Source organism: Sphingomonas sandaracina, from assembly GCF_036663695.1.
GTDB lineage: Bacteria > Pseudomonadota > Alphaproteobacteria > Sphingomonadales > Sphingomonadaceae > Sphingomonas.
On sequence record NZ_JAXOJK010000001.1, the window covers coordinates 441395 to 459877 of the forward strand.

The following is an 18483-nucleotide window of genomic DNA, read 5'->3' on the forward strand; positions in this document are numbered from 1 at the left end:
GCGCGCACGCGGTCGTCTCGGCATAGCCTAGCCATGCACGACATACGCCTGATCCGCGACGATCCCGCCACCTTCGACGCCACCCTCGCCAAGCGCGGTGTCGCACCACAGTCTGCATCGCTGGTGGCGCTCGACGAACAGCGCCGCGCGACGATCGCGGAGTCGCAGACCGCACAGACCCGCCGCAATGAACTGTCGAAGGCGATCGGCCAGGCCAAGGCGCAGAAGGACGAAGACAAGGCGCAGGCGCTGATGGCCGAAGTCGCCGCTTTGAAGGATGCGCTTCCTGCGCTCGAAGCCGAGGAAGCGCGGCTCGGTGGCGAACTCCAGGCGATGCTCGCGGCAATCCCAAACCTGCCGGCGGCGGACGTTCCCAAGGGCGGCGGCGAGGACGACAATGCGCTGGTCCACACCCGCGGGACCCCGACGACCTTCGCTTTCACGGCCCGCGAACACGACGCGATCGGCCCTGCCCTCGGTCTAGATTTCGAGACCGGCGCGGCGATGTCCGGCGCCCGCTTCACGCTGGTCCGCGGGCCTGCCGCCAAGCTGCAACGTGCGCTTGGCCAGTTCATGCTCGATCATGTCGCCGAGGCGGGCTTCGAGCAGGTCTCGCCACCGTTGCTGGTCCGCGACGAAGCCGTGTTCGGCACCGGCCAGTTGCCGAAGTTCGCGGAGGATCTGTTCCGCACCACCGACGGTCGCTGGCTGATCCCGACCGCGGAGGTGAGCCTCACCAACATCGTCCGCGAACAGATCCTGACCGAGGGGGAACTGCCGCTGCGCTTCACCGCGCTGACGCCGTGCTTCCGTTCTGAAGCGGGCGCGGCGGGCCGCGATACGCGCGGTTATATCCGCCAGCATCAGTTCGACAAGGTCGAGATGGTCTCGATCGTCACGCCCGACATGTCGGAGGCAGAACATGAGCGGATGACGGCGTGCGCGGAGGGAGTGCTCGACGCGTTGCAGCTACCGTTCAGGCGGATGCTCCTATGCACCGGCGATATGGGTTTCACCGCAGCACGCACCTATGATCTGGAAGTCTGGCTGCCGGGTCAGGCGCGCTACCGTGAGATCAGCAGCGTCTCGACCTGCACCGATTTCCAGGCGCGCCGGATGAACGCGCGCTATCGGCCAGAGGGCGAGAAGGGTACCCGGTTCGTCCACACGCTCAACGGTTCGGCGCTCGCAGTGGGCCGGACGCTGGTCGCGGTGCTGGAGAATTACCAGCAGGACGACGGCGCGGTCGCGGTGCCGGCGGTGCTTCAGCCGTATCTGGGCGGGCTGACCCTGTTGGAACCGAAGCGCTGATGCGGATCCTGCTCACCAACGACGACGGCTATCACGCCCCCGGCCTCAAGGTACTGGAGGCGATCGCCCGGACGCTGTCCGACGATATCTGGATCGTCGCGCCGGCAGAGGAACAGTCGGGCGCCGGCCATTCGCTAACCTTGTCGCGTCCAATTCGTGTGCGAAAGCATGGCGAGCAGCGCTACGCGGTCGCGGGTACGCCGACCGATGCGGTGATGATGGCGCTTGCCAAGATCATGAAGGACGGCCCGCCCGACCTGATCCTGTCCGGCGTAAACCGGGGCGCGAACCTTGCCGAGGACGTGACCTATTCAGGGACCGTCTCGGCGGCGATGGAGGGCGCGCTGGGTGGCATCCGTTCGATCGCGCTGAGCCAGATTTACAGCCGAGAGGGCATGGGCGACAGCGTGCCGTTCGAGGCGGCCGCGGCATGGGGCGAACGCGTATTGCGGCCGTTGCTCGACGCACCGATGGCGCCGGGGACGCTGGTCAACGTCAACTTTCCCGCCGGCCCCGCCGATGCGGTGAAGGGCGTGCGCGTCGTCAGCCAAGGCCTGCGGGACTACGGGCGGCTGGAAATCGTCACCAACACCGATCCGCGCGGCTACGAATATCACTGGTTCGCGCTAGGTCGGACCGTCGAGACGCCCGCGCATGCGACCGATCTCGAAGCGACCGCGGACGGATTCGTCTCGGTGACGCCTCTGCATCTCGACCTGACCCACACCGAATCGCTGGACGTGCTTACCCAGGCCTATCGGTGATGGTGCGCGCGCGGTCCCTGCTGGCGGCGGCCTCGCTGCCGTTGCTCGGGCTCGCCGCGTGCATTCCGCAGGTCGAACGCCCCGCCGGTTATGGCCAGCCTGTCCAGGATGATCGTCCGCCGCGTCCGTACCGCGATCCGCCTCCCCGGCGCGACGATCCGCCGCCCCGGCAGGTCGAGCCCGCGTCGCAGGACAGGTCCGACGATCGCTACGGCCGCGATATCGGCGAGGTGACCACCCTGCCCGCACCGCGTCCTGCATGGGAGGCACGGCCGGTCAGCGCAGACGCGAAGACGATTTCCGAAACGACCTATCTCGTGCAGCCCGGCGATACGCTGAACCGCGTCGCCAACCGCAGTGGCGCGAGCCTCGAAGCGATCGCCCGCGCGAACGATCTCGACTCGCCCTACACGATCGAGGCTGGCGAGCGTCTGACGATCCCGGGCGGCCGCTATCATCAGGTCCGGCGCGGCGAGACGGGTATAGCGATCGCCCGCGCGTACGGTGTCGAATGGTCACGGATCGTCGCGGCGAACGCTCTGGTCGAACCCTATGTGCTACGCGCCGACCAGCGGATCCTGATCCCCGGCGCGCCCGACGGCGGCACGCCCAGTGCCTCCGAACGCGCACGGGCGTTCACGCTCGACATCGATGACATCCTGACCGGCGGCGAGCCTGCGCTCGCCAGCAATCAGGCACCGGCGAAACCGATCGCGACGCCGCGTCGCGTGCTGCCGTCGAACGCCGTCGTCACCGCACCGGCGCGGCTCGCGAGCGGTGGGTTCCTCTGGCCGGTCGACGGCCGGGTGGTGAAACGCTTCGGCCCAGGCGCCAGCGGCGAGCGCAACGACGGCATCAAGATCGCGGTGCCGATGTCGACCCCGATCCACGCGGCGGCGGACGGCGTGGTCGCCTATGTCGGCGACGGCATCGCGGCGCTCGGCGGACTGGTCATCATCAAGCATGGCGGCGGCTGGACGAGCGTCTACGGGCACGCATCGAAGCTGCTGGTCCAGCGCGGCCAGAGCGTGAAGCGGGGGCAGACGGTCGCATTATCGGGCGATACGGGCTTTGCAGACCGGCCGGAACTGCACTTCGAACTCCGCAAGGGCCGCACGCCGGTGGACCCGACGTCCCAGTTGCCGCGAACGTGAAACTCCCCTCCCGCTTGCGGGAGGGGTCGGGGGAGGGCATGGGTGCGACATCGACATCCCCCGCGGATGTGTCCCCTCCCCTAGCCCCTCCCGCACGCGGGAGGGGGACGAGATGCCCATGACCTACCAGTCCGACCTGCTCACCACGCTGACCTCGCGCGGCTATGTCCACCAGATGACCGACGCGGCCGCGCTCGATGCGCTCGCCGGCAGGCAGGTCGTTCCCGGCTATATCGGTTTCGATCCGACCGCGCCGTCGCTCCACGTCGGCAGCCTCGTCCAGATCATGCTGCTGCGACGCCTCCAGCAGACCGGCCACAAGCCGATCGTCCTGATGGGCGGCGGGACCGGCAAGATCGGCGACCCAAGCTTCAAGGACGAAGCGAGGAAGCTCCTCGGCGAGGACGGGATCAAGGCCAATGTCGCCTCGATCCGCCGTATCTTCGAACGCTTCCTGACGTTCGGTGACGGTCCGACCGACGCAGTGATGCTCGACAATGCCGAGTGGCTCGACGCGCTCGAATACATCCCGTTCCTGCGCGACGTCGGCCAGCATTTCTCGGTCAACCGGATGCTCGCGTTCGACTCGGTTAAGCTCCGGCTCGACCGCGAACAGTCGCTGAGCTTCCTCGAATTCAACTACATGATCCTCCAGGCGTACGACTTTCTCGAACTGTCGCGCCGGGCCGAATGCCGGTTGCAGATGGGTGGCTCGGATCAATGGGGCAACATCGTCAACGGCATCGAACTGTCGCGCCGGATGGACGGTACCGAGGTCTACGGCGTCACGACCCCGCTGATCACGACCGCGGACGGCGGCAAGATGGGCAAGACGATGTCGGGCGCAGTGTGGCTGCACGAGGACCAGTTGCCGACGTTCGACTATTGGCAGTTCTGGCGCAACACCGACGACCGCGACGTCGGCCGCTTCCTGCGCCTGTTCACCGATCTGCCGCTCGACGAGATCGCCCGGCTGGAGGCGTTGGAAGGCTCCGAGATCAACGCTGCGAAGATCGTCCTGGCGAACGAAGCGACCGCGATGTGTCGGGGACGGGAAGCCGCCGAGCAGGCTGCTGAGACTGCCCGGAAAACGTTCGAAGAGGGAGCGTCGGGGGACTCGCTGCCGAGCTTTGCCGTAGCGGCTGGCACGATCGGTGTCGTCGAGGCGCTCGTCGGGCTGGGCTTCGTCGCCTCGAATGGCGAAGCACGCCGCAAGATCGCCGAGGGCGCGGTGCGTATCGACGGCGATGTCGTCGAAGCGGCAACCGCCTCGATCGACGTCGCAGCACCGGTCCGCCTCAGCCTCGGGAAAAAGCGGCACGGGATGCTAACTCCCTCGTAACCCGCCACATTCTTTGACGGCAAACACGGCGTTAAGCATCCCCGTTCGCAAGGGGTTCATTGCGACACCGCTAGGTTTGGCATAGTCGTGAACCGGGGAACGTTTGATGCGAAACTATGCCACGGCTGTTCGAGATCATCGCGGCGAACCGCGTGACGAGGTGATGCACCGCACCCACGCGATCGACGGCGACGGTTGCCGCATGAAGCTGGTGCTGGTCAACATGTCCGCGAACGGCCTGATGGCGCGCTGCGAGGGCTCGCCGGAGGCTGGCGACCGGTTGCGCCTCGCCCTGCCGATCCTGGGGGACGTGGATGCGATCGTCCGTTGGTCGCTGGGTGGCCGGATCGGCTGCGAACTCGAACGGACGATCCCGCTGTCCGACTATTACGGCATGCTGTCGGTGATGGTCCGCAACAGCTGACGTCAGCCGGCGCGGACGAGCAACACGCCGCCGATCACCAGCACGACCCCCGCGATCCGCGCGAGGCTGAGAGGTTGGGCACTCAGTCCAAGCAGTCCGAACCGGTCGAGGATCAGCGCGGTCACTAGCTGACTCCCTACCGCGATCGTCAGCGCCGAGGCCAACCCGAGGCGCGGCGTTGCATAGGCCAGCGCCGCGACGAAACACGCGCCATAGAATCCCCCGAGCCAGGCCCAGCTCGGCGCCCCCTTCAGGGTTGCCGGCATCGTCCGATCGGTCGCCGCCCAGATCGCGAACAGAACCGCCGTCCCTATCGCGAACGACACGAGCGATGCGAGCCAGACCGAGCCCGAAACCTTCGCCAGTGCAGCGTTGGTCGGCGGTTGGACCGCAAGCCCTATGCCGGCGAGCAGAACGATGAGGATCGGGAAAAACGCAGCCATGGGTGACCCGTGTCGTCATGCGCGGACTAAAGCAACGGGGTAGACCTTATCCCGATCGCAGAAGCGCGACACCGGCATCGCGGTCGAACAGATAGAGCGCCGTCCTCGCCGCCTGCCCCCTGGGGCCCTCCAACCCGCCGTCGCGATCGATCAGCAGGCGTGCGTCGTCGTGCGCGCATTGCAGCAGGTCGGCCATCATCTCCGGCGTCGCGAGCCGGAACGCCATCTCACCCGACTGCTTGGTGCCGAGCAATTCGCCTGCGCCACGCAACCGAAGGTCTTCTTCGGCGATCCGGAAACCGTCGTTCGTCTCCCGCATCAGCGCAAGCCGCGCGCGCGAGGTCTCGCTGAGCGACGCCCCGCGCATCAGCAGGCAGATCGACCGCCCGGTGCCGCGCCCTACCCGCCCGCGGAGCTGGTGCAGCTGGGCGAGACCGAAGCGGTCGGCGTGTTCGATCACGATCAGCGTCGCGTTGGGGACGTCGACGCCGACCTCGATCACCGTCGTCGCGACGAGGACGGACGTGCGCGCGGCTGAGAATTCGGCCATCACCGCGTCCTTCTCGGCCGGCTTCATCCGGCCGTGGACGAGTGCAACCTTTTCGCCGAAGCGAGCGCGCAGCGTCTCAGCGCGCATCTCGGCGGCGGCGAGGTCGCTCTTCTCACTCTCCTCGACCAGCGGACACACCCAATAGGCCTGCCCGCCATCCGCCAGATGCCGACCAAGCGCGTTGACCACATCGTCGAGACGATCCTCCGAGATCACTCGCGTCTCGATCGGCTGGCGGCCAGGCGGCATCTCGTCGAGGCGGCTGACGTCCATCTCGCCATACTGGGCGAGCGTCAGGGTGCGCGGGATCGGCGTCGCGGTCATCGCCAGCAGATGCGGCGGCGCGACGCCCTTGGCCTGCAACGTCATCCGCTGCGCGACGCCGAAGCGATGCTGCTCGTCGACCACCACGAGCCCCAGGTCCTTGTAGCCGACCGCATCCTGAAAGATCGCGTGCGTGCCGATCAGGATGTCGATCTCGCCGCTCGCCAGCGCCATCAGCGTCGCTTCGCGCAAGCGTCCCTTGTCGCGACCCGTCAGCACGCCGACCTCGATCGGCAGCCCGGCAAGCGTCTTTCGCAACGTCTCGTAATGCTGGCGCGCGAGGATTTCGGTCGGCGCGAGCATTGCCGCCTGCGCGCCGGCCTCGACCGCAATCAACATCGCCATCGCCGCCACGAGCGTCTTGCCCGAGCCGACATCGCCTTGCAGCAGCCGCAGCATCGGCGCGGTCTGCGCGAGGTCGCCCTCGATCTCGGCCACGGTTCGCGATTGCGCGCCGGTCAGCGTGTAGGGCAGCTTCAACAGATCACGCAGTCGCCCGTCGCCCTGCAACGCCCGCCCGCGGCGTTTCCGGGTGTCGGCTCGAACTATCGTCATCGCCAACTGGTTCGCGAACACCTCGTCATACGCCAGCCGCTCGCGCGCCTTTGCGTCCGACGGGTCAGCGTGGATGCGCTCCAGCGACTCATGCCAGCCGGGCCATTCGCGTTTCGCCTTCAGGCCCGGCTCGATCCACTCGGGCAGGTCCGGTGCGCGTGCCACTGCCTGCGCGGTCAAGGCCGCCAGCCGCCGCGACGTCAGCCCTTCCGACAGCGGGTAGATCGGCTCTCGTTCGCGAATCTCCTCGTCCGACTCGACGATGTCGGGATGCACGATCTGCAATTCCTGGCCGTATTCGTCGAGCCGGCCCGACACGCGCTTGGCCTCCCCGATCGGCAGCAGCTTCTTCGCCCAGCCCGAACTTCCGCCAAAGAAGACGAGGCTGACGTAATTGCCGTGCACGTCGGTCGCCTGCACCCGCGTTGGCCCGCGCCCCGAACTCAAGCGGTGCTCGCGCGCGGTTAGCGTGATCGTGATGATCCGCCCCGCATCGCTCGACATCAGCTCGGTCCGCGGCAGGCGATCGACATAGCCGGTCGGCAGATGGAAGGCGAGGTCGACGACGCGCGCGAGCCCGAGCCGGTCGAGCGGCTTGGCGATTGCGGGCCCCACCCCCTTCAGGACGAGGGTTTCGGCGAACAGCGGATTGAGGATTTCGGGTCGCATGACTATCTGGCTTCTATAGCCTAGCCGACGTCCGCTGCTACGGGTCCCTGCAAGTGTTTTGCCGGATGGCCGCCAGCGGTCGCCGGCTGTTCGTGTTTGGAGTTCGAAATGGACCACGAGACCCGCCTCAAGCGCCTGGGCTTTCGCAGCTCGCACCGCGGCACGCGCGAAGCCGACATGATGATCGGCGGCTTCTTCGAAACATATGGCCGGACATGGATGCCCGAGCAGCTCGACTGGTTCGAGGCGCTGCTGGAGGAACAGGACGTCGACATCATGGGCTGGGCAATCGGCTCGATTCCCTGCCCGCCCGAGTGGGACGGGCCAATGATGCAGGCAATGCGCGACATAAATTACGTGACGGTCGTGAAGTAACCTTCTGCGCCCCTCCCTGGAAGGGAGGGGTCGGGGGTGGGTCGGCCGCTTGGCGGTCGTGACACGCGCCTCATACCAAACCACCCCCAGCCCCTCCCTTCCAGGGAGGGGGGAGTTCGAATGCCAGATCTCAAGACGATCCTTTCCGCGACAAGCCCGCTGATCCTCTCCGGCGTGCCATCCGGCTTCCAGCCGTCGCTGCTCGCCGACCTCGCGCGCGCCGCGAAGACCCGCGCGGTGTTCATCGCGCCGGACGATGCGGCGATGCGCGCGATCGCCTCGACCGCGGCGTATTTCGCGCCCGATCTCGAAGTGCTGAGCTTTCCGGCCTGGGACTGCCTCCCCTACGACCGCGCCTCGCCAACCTTGCGCATCATGGCCGAGCGCGTCGCCGCCCTCCAACGCCTGCAAGGCAAGCCCAAGGGTCCGCAGCTCCTCCTCACGACCGCCAACGCCGCGACGCAGCGTGTCCTCACCCCGTTCCGCATCCGCCAGCTCGTCGCGCGGCTCGCCCCCGGCGAGCGGATCGGCCGCGACAAGCTCGCTATGCTGCTCCAGGCGAACGGTTATGTCCGCACCGACACCGTCCACGACCAGGGCGAATATGCGGTGCGCGGCGGGATCGTCGATCTCTACCCGTCGGGCGAAGACCACGCGCTGCGCCTCGATTTCTTCGGCGACGAGATAGAGAGCGTCCGCACGTTCGACGCGGCGGATCAGCGCACCACCGGGCGGATCGATGGTTTCGTCCTGCTCCCCGCCTCCGAAGCACTGCTCGACGAGGATTCGATCAAGCGCTTCCGCACCCGCTACCGCGACGCGTTCGGCGCGACCGCGACCGGCGATCCGATGTACCAAGCGATCTCCGAAGGCCGGCGGATCGCGGGCATGGAGCATTGGCTGCCGCTGTTCGAGGAGAAGATGGCGACGCTGTTCGACCATCTCGGCGCCGACGACGTGGTGGTGCGCGACAACGGCGTCGCCGCAGCGGTCGAAAGCCGGCTCGAATCGATCGCCGACTATTACGAGAACCGCAAGCGCGCCGAGGCCGCCCAGCCCGGCAGCTATCGGCCGACGCCCGCCAAGGCGCTCTATCTCGACGCGCAGGAATGGTCCGGCGGAGTCGAGGCGTTCGCCGCGCACATCACCTCGCCGTTCCACGAACCGCCGAGCGACACAGTCCTCGACTTCGACGTCGACGGCCCGCGCGATTTCGGCCCTGAGCGCGCGGCGCAGGTGAACATCTACGAAGCCGTCGCCGACCACGTCGAGAAACTGCGCAAGCAGGGCCGCAAACCGATCCTCGCCAGCTATTCGATCGGCGCACGCGAACGCCTGGGGAGCCTGCTCGCCGACCATGGGATGAAAGGCGGCAAGCACGCCGAGACCTGGCAGGAGGCGCTCGGCATCGCCGACACCGCGCGCAGTTTCGGCGTCGCGCTGATCGTCCTGCCGCTCGATCACGGCTTCACCGCGCCGGGGATCGCGGTCCTCACCGAGCAGGACATGCTCGGCGACCGCCTCGTCCACCGCAAGAAGCGCAAGAAATCCGCCGACGCATTCCTCGCCGAACTCGCGACGCTGACCCCCGGCGATCTGGTCGTTCACACCGAGCACGGCATCGGGCGGTACGAGGGACTGACCTCGATTCCCGTGGGCCAGAGCCCGCACGATTGCGTCGCGCTGAGCTATGCTGGCGGCGACAAATTGTACGTGCCGGTCGAGAATATCGACGTCCTCTCGCGCTACGGCTCGTCCGAGGAGGGCGCGACGCTCGACCGTCTCGGCGGCGAAGGCTGGCAGCGTCGCAAGTCGAAGATGAAGGAGCGGATCCGCGAGATCGCGGGCGAACTCATCGCGACCGCCGCCGAACGCGCGTTGCACCCCGGCGACGTGCTCGAACCCGATGCGAGCGGCTATCCCAGCTTCGTCGATCGCTTCCCGTACGAGGAAACCGAGGACCAGGACCGCGCTATCGAGGACGTGCTCGGCGATCTCGCCGCGGGCAAACCGATGGACCGGCTGGTCGTCGGCGACGTCGGCTTCGGCAAGACCGAGGTCGCGTTGCGTGCGGCGTTCGTCGCGGCGATGGGCGGCAAGCAGGTCGCGATCGTCTGCCCGACGACATTGCTCGCACGCCAGCATTACAACAATTTCGTCGCCCGCTTCGAAGGCTTCCCGATGAACATGGGCCGCCTCTCGCGGCTCGTCACCGCAGGCGAGGCGAAGGCGACCAAGGAGGGTCTCGCGAACGGCACGATCGACGTCGTCATCGGCACGCATGCGCTGCTCGCGAAGAATATCGACTTCAAGCGGCTCGGGCTGGTGGTGGTCGACGAGGAACAGCGGTTCGGCGTCACGCACAAGGAGCGGCTGAAGGCGCTGAGGGCGGACGTCCACATGCTGACGCTGACCGCGACGCCGATCCCGCGCACGCTGCAGATGGCGATGTCGGGGATCCGCGAGCTGTCGGTGATCCAGACCCCGCCGGTCGATCGCCTAGCCGTGCGGACGTACATCATGCCGTTCGACCCGGTCGTGCTGCGCGAGGCGCTGCTGCGCGAGCATTACCGTGGCGGGCAGAGCTTCGTCGTCACGCCCCGCGTCGCCGACCTTCCCGAGATCGAGGACTTCCTGCGCGAACAAGTGCCCGAAATCCGTTTCGTCGTGGCGCACGGCCAGATGTCGCCGACCGAAGTCGAGGAGCGCATGTCGGCGTTCTACGACAAGAAGTTCGAGGTTCTGGTCTCGACCACGATCATCGAGAGCGGGATCGACATCGCGTCCGCCAACACGATGATCGTCCACCGCGCCGACCGCTTCGGCCTCGCCCAGCTGTACCAGTTGCGCGGGCGCGTCGGGCGATCGAAGACTCGCGCATACGCGTACCTGGTGACGCCGCCCGAGCGGCAGATGACGGTGACGGCGGAGAAGCGCCTGAAGGTCCTGTCCGATCTCGATTCGCTCGGGGCGGGCTTCCAGCTGGCGAGCCACGATCTCGACATCCGTGGTGCCGGCAACATGCTCGGCGACGAGCAGACCGGGCACATCAAGGAGGTTGGTTTCGAACTCTACCAGGCGATGCTGGAGGAGGCGATCATGGACGCCAAGGCCGGCGGCATGACTTCGTCCCGGCCGCGCGATTTCTCGCCGCAGATCACGGTCGATGCGCCGATCCTCATTCCGGAGGATTACGTGCCCGATCTCGACCTGCGGATGGGGCTGTACCGCCGCCTCAACGACCTCGACGAGAGCCAGGAGATCGAGGCGTTCGCCGCCGAGATGATCGACCGCTTCGGGCCGCTACCGGACGCGACCGAGAATCTGATCAAGGTCATCGAGATCAAGCTGAACGCCAAGCGCGCCTGCGTGTCGAAGATCGATGTCGGGCCGAAGGGCGTGCTGGTCTCGTTCCACGACGACAAACCGCCGAACATCGACAAGTTGCTGGCCTATGTCGAGCGCTTGAACGGGGTCGCGCGGTTGCGGCCGGACAGCAAGTTGGTCCTGCAACGCGCCTGGGGCGACCCGAAGGCGCGGCTGCACGGCGCGCTGCAGCTGTCGAAGGGCTTGGCGAAGGCTGCTTCTTAAGCCCTCTCCCCTCCGGGGAGAGGGTTGGGTGAGGGGCGCCGCGAGCGCTGCCCTTCCCAACAGCCCCTCACCCCGGCCCTCTCCCCGGAGGGGAGAGGGAGCAACGTAACAAAAAGGCCGGAATACCCATGGGTAGCCCGGCCTTTTTATCGTCTTGAAAGCCTAAGCTTACTTCGGCAATACGACGCTCGGTCCGATGCTGTCGACGACCTTGCGCGCATCGAACGCGCGGATGTTGTCGCGCGGGATCGGGCCCTTGCGCATCACGATCTCGGCGGTCGCCTCATAGCGATCGATCGTGCGGACATCGAAGTCGTTGCCCCATGGGCCACCACCGAAACCGCCATAGCCGCCGCCGAAACCACCACCGAAGCCGCCATAGGGGCTCCAGTTGCGCCAGCCGAAGCCGCGGCCGTAATAGCGCCACGACGGACCCCAATAGCCGCCGAAGCCGCCATACCCGAACCCGCCACCGATGCCCGGCGTCGAGTAGGTCCGCGACTGCAGGTTGGTGTCGCGGTCGGCCATCAGGTAATAATCATAGCCGTTCTGCAACGTCAGTTCGGCGGCGCGGAAGAACAGGTAGCGTTCAACGGTATCGCGCGACGTGACACTGTTGCCGGCAAAGCTGACGAGGAAGCGGCCCGGCTCAATCTGGCGGTCGCTGTAGCCGGTACGGCTGAATCCCTGGCCCGTGGCGGGGCGATAGGTCGTCTCGGTCGCGCAACCGGCCAGCAACAGAGCGCCCGTACCGAGCGCTGCCAATGCAACCTTGCGACCAGGTTTCATGAACATGGTATGTCTCCGTTCGCGGCGAGTGCGGCGAAACGCCTCTTAATAGCCGTCAGTGGTGGAACGGTTGATGAACGGGTTCGCTCCAATGCGCCACCAACCTGACTCATTTTTCACGTTTCGCCTAAACCCCGATCACGTGCAGCGCCAAGGTGCGACGATGCGGTCGGCGGCGATGTTCGAACAGGTAGATGCCCTGCCACGTCCCGAGCGCGAGTCGGCCGTCGATCAGCGGGATCGAGAGTTGGACCTGGGTGAGTGCGGTGCGGAGATGGGCCGGCATATCGTCCGGACCTTCGTCATCGTGCAGATACGCACGTGATTCCGGAGCGATGCGGGCGAAATAGTCTTCGATGTCGGTGCGAACTTCCGGTGCCGCGTTTTCCTGGATCAGGAGCGAGGCGGAGGTGTGGCGGCAGAAGATCGTAAGCAGGCCTTCGGTGAGGCGTTGCTCCCGGGTCCAGCGGGCGATCTGGTCAGTAACCTCGACCAAGCCTTGGCGGGTTGTCTCGATGGTTAGGACGGTGGTGGCTTGGCGCATGGGGGCCTAACGATCGTTTGGGAGGGTTGCTCCACGCTACCGTCTCCTTGCGAACAGCCGTTCCCCCGCGAAAGCGGGGGTCCAGGAATCCCATACGCCATCGCCGGTAGCCTGGGCTCCCGCCTCCGCGGGAGAACTGGAGGCGCGGGCTCACCCCACCAAACCCACTCCGTCATGCCGGGCCTGTTCCGGCATCCACCGTTCCGCGCGCTCGACCTTGTGGGGCATGCGGGACGGTGGACCCCGGAACTAGTCCGGGGTGACGGAGTGGGTGGTGCGTGTGTCCGACTGAATGCTCAAACAGCGCCGTGGCACTGCTTGTACTTCCGCCCCGACCCGCAAGGGCACGGCGCGTTGCGGCTGACCACCCCCTCCCAGTTCGCCGGATCCTCGCCGATATCGGCCTCCTGCGGCTGAGGGATCTGCAACGGCGGCATCGTCGACGTGATATGGCCCCGCGTCCCGGCATCGAAATCGTTCGAGTTGTCCTCGCCCGTGAACGGGTCGAAATGCGTCGTGATGAAGTCCGGCAGCTCGGGCAGCCCGACCGGCGCCTGCATCTGGAACTGGGCGTGCGCGATCGTCTTCGTCACGTCCTCGCGGATCGTTTCGAGCATCCGCTGGAACAGCGAGAACGCCTCCTGCTTATACTCGTTGATCGGCGTCTTCTGCGCGTACGCGCGAAGATGGACGACCTGGCGCAGCGCATCGAGCGTCGCCAGATGCTCCTTCCAGTGATGGTCGAGGTTCTGCAACAGGATCGACTTCTCGACCGACGTCCACGTCTCCGTATCGAGATCGGCGGACTTCTGCGCGATCGCCTCGTCGGCCATCGTGCGAATCCGCTCCTCGAGCACTTCGGGATCCACGGACTCTTCCAACAGCCACGCGTCGATCTGCGGCTCGAGGTTCAGCACCTCGGCGAGCCGCGTCTTCATCCCCGCGACGTCCCACTGCTCGGGATACGAATTGGGCGGGCACGCGTCACCGACGATCACGTTGACCGTCTCGGCGCGCATGTCAGTCACCACGTCGCCGACCGTATCGGCATCCATGATGTCGGCACGCTGCTCGTAGATGACTTTGCGCTGCTCGTTCATCACGTCGTCATATTCGACGACCTGTTTGCGGATGTCGTAGTTGCGCGCCTCGACCTTCTTCTGCGCAGTCTCGATCGCCTTGCTCAGCCACTTGCTGCCGATCGCCTCGCCATCCTCGATATTGTTGCGCATCATCTTGGCGAACAGCGTGTCCGGCCCGAAGATGCGCAGCAGATCGTCGTCGAGGCTGAGATAGAAGCGCGACAGGCCCGGATCACCCTGACGACCGGAACGCCCGCGCAGCTGGTTGTCGATACGCCGGCTCTCGTGACGCTCAGTGCCGAGCACGAACAGACCGCCCGCAGCGAGCACCGCCTGCTTCTCCGCCTCGATCTCGATCGTGATCCGCGCCGCCGCCTCGTCATACTCAGGCGTGCCCTCGACCATTTCGGGATGCTCGTCGAGCATGCGGAATTCGAGGTTACCGCCGAGTTTGATGTCGGTGCCACGGCCCGCCATGTTGGTCGCGATCGTCACCGCGGACTTGCGCCCGGCCTGCGCGACGATGTGCGCCTCCATCTCGTGGAAGCGCGCATTCAGCACCTTGTGCTCGACCTTCTCGCCGACCAGGAACTCGCTCAGCATCTCGGACTTCTCGATCGACACCGTGCCGACCAGCACTGGTTGGCCCAGGTCCGCATGATGCTTGATCTTCTTGGCGATCGCGGCGAACTTGTCCTTGGTATCCTTGTAGAACTCGTCTTCCTCGTCGACGCGCTTGACCTCGACGTTGGTCGGGATGCTGACGACGTTGATCTTGTAGATGTCGTAGAATTCGGCCGCCTCGGTCGCCGCGGTGCCGGTCATGCCGCCGATCTTGGGGTACATGCGGAAGTAATTCTGGAACGTGATCGAGGCCATCGTCTGGTTCTCGGGCTCGATCTGGACGCCCTCCTTCGCCTCGACCGCCTGGTGCAGGCCGTCCGACCAGCGTCGGCCGTCCATCATGCGACCGGTGAACTCGTCGATGATGATGACCTTGCCGTCCTTGACGATGTAGTCGATGTCCGACTTGAACATCACGATCGCACGCAACGCCTGGTTGAGGTGATGCACGACCTGCGTGTTCTCGAAGTCGTACAGGTTCTGCCCCTCGAGCAGTCCGGCCGCCTCGAGCATCCGCTCGACCTTCTCGGTGCCGTCCTCGGTGAGGATGATCGTCTTCTGCTTCTCGTCCTTGTCGTAATCGATCGGATCGAGCTGCTTCACGACCGCGTCGACCTGCATGTACAGCTCGGACTTGTCGTCGGTCGGGCCGGAGATGATCAATGGCGTGCGCGCCTCATCGATCAGCACCGAATCGACCTCGTCGACCACCGCGAAGTTGAACGCGCGCTGCGTCATCGCGCTGCGCTCGTACTTCATGTTGTCGCGCAGATAGTCGAACCCGAACTCGTTGTTGGTGCCGTAGGTGATGTCGGCTGCGTAGGCGGCGCGGCGTTCCTCGTCGGACAGGTTCGGGATGATGACGCCGATCGTCATGCCGAGGAAGGTGTAGACCTGGCCCATCCACTCGGCGTCGCGCGCCGCGAGGTAGTCGTTGACGGTGACGACGTGGACGCCGTCACCCGGGAGCGCATTGAGATAGGTCGCGAGCGTGGCGACGAGCGTCTTGCCCTCGCCGGTCCGCATCTCGGCGATCTCGCCGCGGTGGAGGACGATGCCGCCGACCATCTGGACATCGTAGTGGCGCTGGCCAAGCACGCGGTGCGCCGCTTCACGGACCGTCGCGAACGCCTCGGGGAGCAGGTCGTCGAGCTTCTCGCCCTCTGCGAGCCGCGCGCGGAACTTGACGGTCTGCGCCGAGAGCTCCTCGTCCGACATCGCCTGGAGCGACGGCTCGAACGAGGCGATCTTGGCGAGAATTGGGTTGAGCGACTTGACGTAGCGGTCGTTGGACGAACCGAACAAGGATTTGGCGAGGCCACCGAACATGGGCTGATTTCCTGAATTTGAGACGCGGCGGCACGCGGTGGGCGCACGCGGATTTGGATCACGCGGATCCAAAGGTTACGAAGGTGTCACCCAGACGCTACTCGCGGCGACGCTCGGCCCATAGCGGAAGCGAGACGATTGCGATGGTCCGCAGCGCGCTGGCGACCGCGACCTGAGGCAGCGTGACGATGCCGGATACCGGCCTTATCAAGATCTTGGCCGGCGTTGCTGCTACCGACTGCGAGCAGACGCTGCCCTGCGCTACGGCCTGCGCGGACTGACCACGCACGCCCGGCACCGCGCCAGTCAGCGCAGACAGGAGGGCAGAGAGGAGCAGCAGCAGGTTCATGCGAGACCGGCTGTATGCGAGCCCGTGCGATAAATCTACCGTTCGTCTCGCGGCAGCGCCCATCGAACGCGCGGCATGTCGACGCGCGAGGCGATAGCACGGCCTTTTGCGTCGCGCGCGGGGGTGAACTCTCCGTGCCGAACCGCCGCGCGGCAGGTTCCGCGATCGAGCGAGCTGGTCCCACTTCCAGTGACCACCTCGCAGGCCTCGACCAACCCATCCGAGGCCACCAGCAATGCGACCTTCACGGCGCCTTCCTTGCCGTTTCGCAGAGCGGACCGGGGGTAATCGTCGGGGCCGAACCAGTCCGCATAGCGCCCGACCGCTCGCGCCGGCTTAGCGACAACGGGCAGATCGCGCGGGATCGTCGTCGGGATCGGGCCACGCCACAAGCGATAGCCGCTACTGGCGATCAGCAGGATGCATGCGGCCAAGGCTATGCTGAGCGCTGCGATCACCGCGACGACGCCAATCATCACGCGGGTGTTGCCGCCGTCAAACCGCGCAACAGGTGCTGCACTCATATCCTCGTCTATCATACTGCGTCCGCCCCCTTACGACATTGGACACCAGCGAACGTCAGCGGGTCAAGCGCAACCCGCGATCTTGCCGACCGGAACGCAGAGACTATGAAGGTGTCATGCAGACCTCGCCCCTCGCCTTGCCCTTCCCCGCCGCCCCTTCGATCGACGGAGTTGTGCTGCATGTCGCGCGGGCGCAGTACAAGACCTGGGATCGGTGCGACCTGACGTTCGTGACGCTGGAGCCGGGAACTGTGGTTGCGGGCGTGCTGACGACGAGCAAATGTCCCTCCCCCGAAGTCGAGTGGTGCCGTGCGGCGCTGACGCTTGGTCAGGCGCGTGCGCTGGTCGTGAATGCAGGCAACTCGAACGCGTTCACCGGGTCGCGCGGACGGGCGGCGGTCGAGGCGATCGCGGCGCGGACGGCGGCGCATCTCGGGTGCCAGCCTTCGGACGTGTTCGTGTCCTCGACCGGCGTGATCGGCGTGCCGTTGCCGATCGTCAAGGCCGAGGCCGGGTTGGACGCCGCGTTCGCGGCGGAACCCTGCGGCTGGGAGGATGCCGCCGCGACGATCATGACGACCGACACCTTCACCAAGGGCGCGGTGACGACCGCGGTGATCGGCGATCGCACTGTGTCGCTGGTGGGCATCATCAAGGGCTCGGGAATGATCGCGCCGGACATGGCGACGATGCTCGGCTTCATCTTCACCGACGCCGCGGTCGAGCCGGAATTCCTGCAGGCAGCGTTGTCGAAGGCGAACGCACCGAGCTTCTCGTGCATCACCGTCGACAGCGATACATCGACCAGCGACACGGTGCTTGCCTTCGCGACGGGCAAGGCTGGTAACGTCCCGCTGGCGGATGACGACAGCGTGGGTGCAGACGCGTTCCGCGCTGCCCTGGCCGACCTGTGCCACCAACTCGCCATGCTAGTCGTCCGCGATGGCGAAGGCGCGCAAAAATTGATCGAGATCCAGGTGACCGGCGCGGAGAGCGACCGCAGCGCACACCGCATCGCGATGAGCATCGCCAACTCACCGCTAGTAAAGACCGCGATCGCCGGCGAGGATGCGAACTGGGGCCGCGTCGTGATGGCCGTCGGCAAGGCCGGCGAACCTGCCGATCGCGACACGCTGTCGATCCGGTTCGGGAATACGCAGGTTGCTGAAGGCGGTCTGGCGCTGAGCGGCTACGACGAGGCGCCGGTCGCCGCGCACCTCAAGAGCCACGAGATCGAAATCGGCGTTGATCTAGCGCTCGGTGAGGGCAAGGCCACGGTTTGGACCTGCGACCTGACGCACGGTTATATCTCGATCAACGCCGACTATCGGAGCTGACACCTCTTACGCCGTCACCCCAGCTTGCGCCGGGATGACGGAGGGAGTTTAGCTTAAGCGAGCTCACCTTCGAGCCAGGCCTTCAGCCGGCCCTTGGGCTCTGCGCCAACCTTGGTCGCGGCCGGTGCGCCACCCTTGAACAGGATCATCGTCGGGATGCCGCGGACGCCGTACTTGCCCGGCGCGTCGGGGTTCTCGTCGATGTTGAGCTTGGCGATCGTCACCTTCTCACCGAGCTCTTCAGAAATTTCCTCGAGCGACGGCCCGATCATCTTGCACGGGCCGCACCATTCCGCCCAGAAATCGACGAGCACGGGGCCGTCGGCGTTCAGTACGTCCGCATCGAAGCTGGCATCGGTGATCTGCTTGGTCGCCATCGTGAATTCTCCTTGGTTGAGTCGTA

Annotated in this window: 16 protein-coding genes; 8 read left to right on the plus strand and 8 right to left on the minus strand. The window is 66.1% G+C overall.

From position 1 onward, the window contains the following. The first annotated feature begins 33 nt into the window (after positions 1 to 33). The 5 genes from serS (at position 34) to U1707_RS01880 (ending at position 4995) form a co-directional block, all read left to right on the plus strand. Positions 34 to 1311, plus strand: a complete 1278-nt coding sequence (serS, locus tag U1707_RS01860) for a serine--tRNA ligase (RefSeq protein WP_332798449.1) — start codon at positions 34 to 36, stop codon at positions 1309 to 1311. Next, a complete protein-coding gene (surE, locus tag U1707_RS01865; protein ID WP_332798450.1) occupies positions 1311 to 2075 on the plus strand; it encodes a 5'/3'-nucleotidase SurE in 765 nt (254 codons plus the stop codon). The genes serS and surE overlap by 1 nt, the downstream gene beginning before the upstream one ends. 2 nt (positions 2076 to 2077) lie before the next feature. After that, on the plus strand, positions 2078 to 3229 hold the full coding sequence (locus tag U1707_RS01870) for a peptidoglycan DD-metalloendopeptidase family protein (protein ID WP_443025633.1): 1152 nt from the start codon (positions 2078 to 2080) through the stop codon (positions 3227 to 3229). A 118-nt stretch (positions 3230 to 3347) separates the two neighbouring features. After that, positions 3348 to 4571 carry a tyrosine--tRNA ligase gene (gene tyrS, locus U1707_RS01875; RefSeq protein ID WP_332798452.1) on the plus strand — a complete coding sequence of 408 codons (1224 nt, stop codon included), beginning with the start codon at positions 3348 to 3350 and terminating at the stop codon, positions 4569 to 4571. A gap of 106 nt (positions 4572 to 4677) precedes the next feature. After that, entirely contained in the window at positions 4678 to 4995 is a 318-nt protein-coding gene (locus U1707_RS01880; RefSeq protein WP_332798453.1) for a PilZ domain-containing protein, read from the plus strand. 2 nt (positions 4996 to 4997) lie between these two features. On the opposite strand, the gene U1707_RS01885 is transcribed toward U1707_RS01880, so the two are convergent. After that, positions 4998 to 5438 (minus strand): DMT family transporter, encoded by a 441-nt coding sequence (locus tag U1707_RS01885; protein WP_332798454.1) that lies wholly within the window; start codon positions 5436 to 5438, stop codon positions 4998 to 5000. Between the two features lie 46 nt (positions 5439 to 5484). Continuing rightward, complete coding sequence (recG, locus tag U1707_RS01890; RefSeq protein ID WP_332798455.1) at positions 5485 to 7536, minus strand: ATP-dependent DNA helicase RecG; 2052 nt, start codon at positions 7534 to 7536, stop codon at positions 5485 to 5487. A 108-nt stretch (positions 7537 to 7644) separates the two neighbouring features. On the opposite strand from recG, the gene U1707_RS01895 reads away from it, so the two are divergent. Further along, positions 7645 to 7911 carry an FAD assembly factor SdhE gene (locus U1707_RS01895; protein ID WP_332798456.1) on the plus strand — a complete coding sequence of 89 codons (267 nt, stop codon included), beginning with the start codon at positions 7645 to 7647 and terminating at the stop codon, positions 7909 to 7911. A gap of 120 nt (positions 7912 to 8031) precedes the next feature. After that, a complete protein-coding gene (gene mfd, locus U1707_RS01900) occupies positions 8032 to 11502 on the plus strand; it encodes a transcription-repair coupling factor (RefSeq protein ID WP_332798457.1) in 3471 nt (1156 codons plus the stop codon). A 168-nt stretch (positions 11503 to 11670) separates the two neighbouring features. Here the strand turns inward: mfd and U1707_RS01905 are convergent, their stop codons facing one another. From U1707_RS01905 to U1707_RS01925, 5 genes are all read right to left on the minus strand, one after another. Continuing rightward, a complete protein-coding gene (locus tag U1707_RS01905) occupies positions 11671 to 12291 on the minus strand; it encodes a CC0125/CC1285 family lipoprotein (RefSeq protein ID WP_131586612.1) in 621 nt (206 codons plus the stop codon). A 127-nt stretch (positions 12292 to 12418) separates the two neighbouring features. Then, positions 12419 to 12835, minus strand: coding sequence for a secondary thiamine-phosphate synthase enzyme YjbQ (locus U1707_RS01910; protein ID WP_332798458.1), 417 nt, complete (start codon positions 12833 to 12835; stop codon positions 12419 to 12421). Between the two features lie 296 nt (positions 12836 to 13131). Continuing rightward, entirely contained in the window at positions 13132 to 15870 is a 2739-nt protein-coding gene (secA, locus tag U1707_RS01915) for a preprotein translocase subunit SecA (protein WP_332798459.1), read from the minus strand. Positions 15871 to 15967: 97 nt separating this feature from the next. Beyond that, positions 15968 to 16219: a hypothetical protein gene (locus U1707_RS01920; protein WP_332798460.1), complete on the minus strand. Its 252-nt coding sequence runs from the start codon at positions 16217 to 16219 to the stop codon at positions 15968 to 15970. Between the two features lie 35 nt (positions 16220 to 16254). Further along, positions 16255 to 16743 (minus strand): energy transducer TonB, encoded by a 489-nt coding sequence (locus tag U1707_RS01925; protein WP_332798461.1) that lies wholly within the window; start codon positions 16741 to 16743, stop codon positions 16255 to 16257. A 116-nt stretch (positions 16744 to 16859) separates the two neighbouring features. Between U1707_RS01925 and argJ the strand changes: the two genes are divergently transcribed. Continuing rightward, on the plus strand, positions 16860 to 18080 hold the full coding sequence (argJ, locus tag U1707_RS01930) for a bifunctional glutamate N-acetyltransferase/amino-acid acetyltransferase ArgJ (protein WP_332798462.1): 1221 nt from the start codon (positions 16860 to 16862) through the stop codon (positions 18078 to 18080). A gap of 53 nt (positions 18081 to 18133) precedes the next feature. On the opposite strand, the gene trxA is transcribed toward argJ, so the two are convergent. After that, positions 18134 to 18457, minus strand: coding sequence for a thioredoxin TrxA (trxA, locus tag U1707_RS01935; protein WP_055877560.1), 324 nt, complete (start codon positions 18455 to 18457; stop codon positions 18134 to 18136). Positions 18458 to 18483 lie beyond the last annotated feature (26 nt).

Excerpts from the sequence above, each read along its gene's own strand:
- serS (WP_332798449.1), top strand. The coding sequence starts at position 34 with ATGCACGACATACGCCTGATCCGCGACGATCCCGCCACCTTCGACGCC.
- surE (WP_332798450.1), top strand. The coding sequence starts at position 1,311 with ATGCGGATCCTGCTCACCAACGACGACGGCTATCACGCCCCCGGCCTC.
- tyrS (WP_332798452.1), top strand. The coding sequence starts at position 3,348 with ATGACCTACCAGTCCGACCTGCTCACCACGCTGACCTCGCGCGGCTAT.
- U1707_RS01880 (WP_332798453.1), top strand. The coding sequence starts at position 4,678 with ATGCGAAACTATGCCACGGCTGTTCGAGATCATCGCGGCGAACCGCGT.
- U1707_RS01885 (WP_332798454.1), bottom strand. The coding sequence starts at position 5,438 with ATGGCTGCGTTTTTCCCGATCCTCATCGTTCTGCTCGCCGGCATAGGG.
- recG (WP_332798455.1), bottom strand. The coding sequence starts at position 7,536 with ATGCGACCCGAAATCCTCAATCCGCTGTTCGCCGAAACCCTCGTCCTG.
- U1707_RS01895 (WP_332798456.1), top strand. The coding sequence starts at position 7,645 with ATGGACCACGAGACCCGCCTCAAGCGCCTGGGCTTTCGCAGCTCGCAC.
- mfd (WP_332798457.1), top strand. The coding sequence starts at position 8,032 with ATGCCAGATCTCAAGACGATCCTTTCCGCGACAAGCCCGCTGATCCTC.
- U1707_RS01905 (WP_131586612.1), bottom strand. The coding sequence starts at position 12,291 with ATGAAACCTGGTCGCAAGGTTGCATTGGCAGCGCTCGGTACGGGCGCT.
- U1707_RS01910 (WP_332798458.1), bottom strand. The coding sequence starts at position 12,835 with ATGCGCCAAGCCACCACCGTCCTAACCATCGAGACAACCCGCCAAGGC.
- secA (WP_332798459.1), bottom strand. The coding sequence starts at position 15,870 with ATGTTCGGTGGCCTCGCCAAATCCTTGTTCGGTTCGTCCAACGACCGC.
- U1707_RS01920 (WP_332798460.1), bottom strand. The coding sequence starts at position 16,219 with ATGAACCTGCTGCTGCTCCTCTCTGCCCTCCTGTCTGCGCTGACTGGC.
- U1707_RS01925 (WP_332798461.1), bottom strand. The coding sequence starts at position 16,743 with ATGAGTGCAGCACCTGTTGCGCGGTTTGACGGCGGCAACACCCGCGTG.
- argJ (WP_332798462.1), top strand. The coding sequence starts at position 16,860 with ATGCAGACCTCGCCCCTCGCCTTGCCCTTCCCCGCCGCCCCTTCGATC.
- trxA (WP_055877560.1), bottom strand. The coding sequence starts at position 18,457 with ATGGCGACCAAGCAGATCACCGATGCCAGCTTCGATGCGGACGTACTG.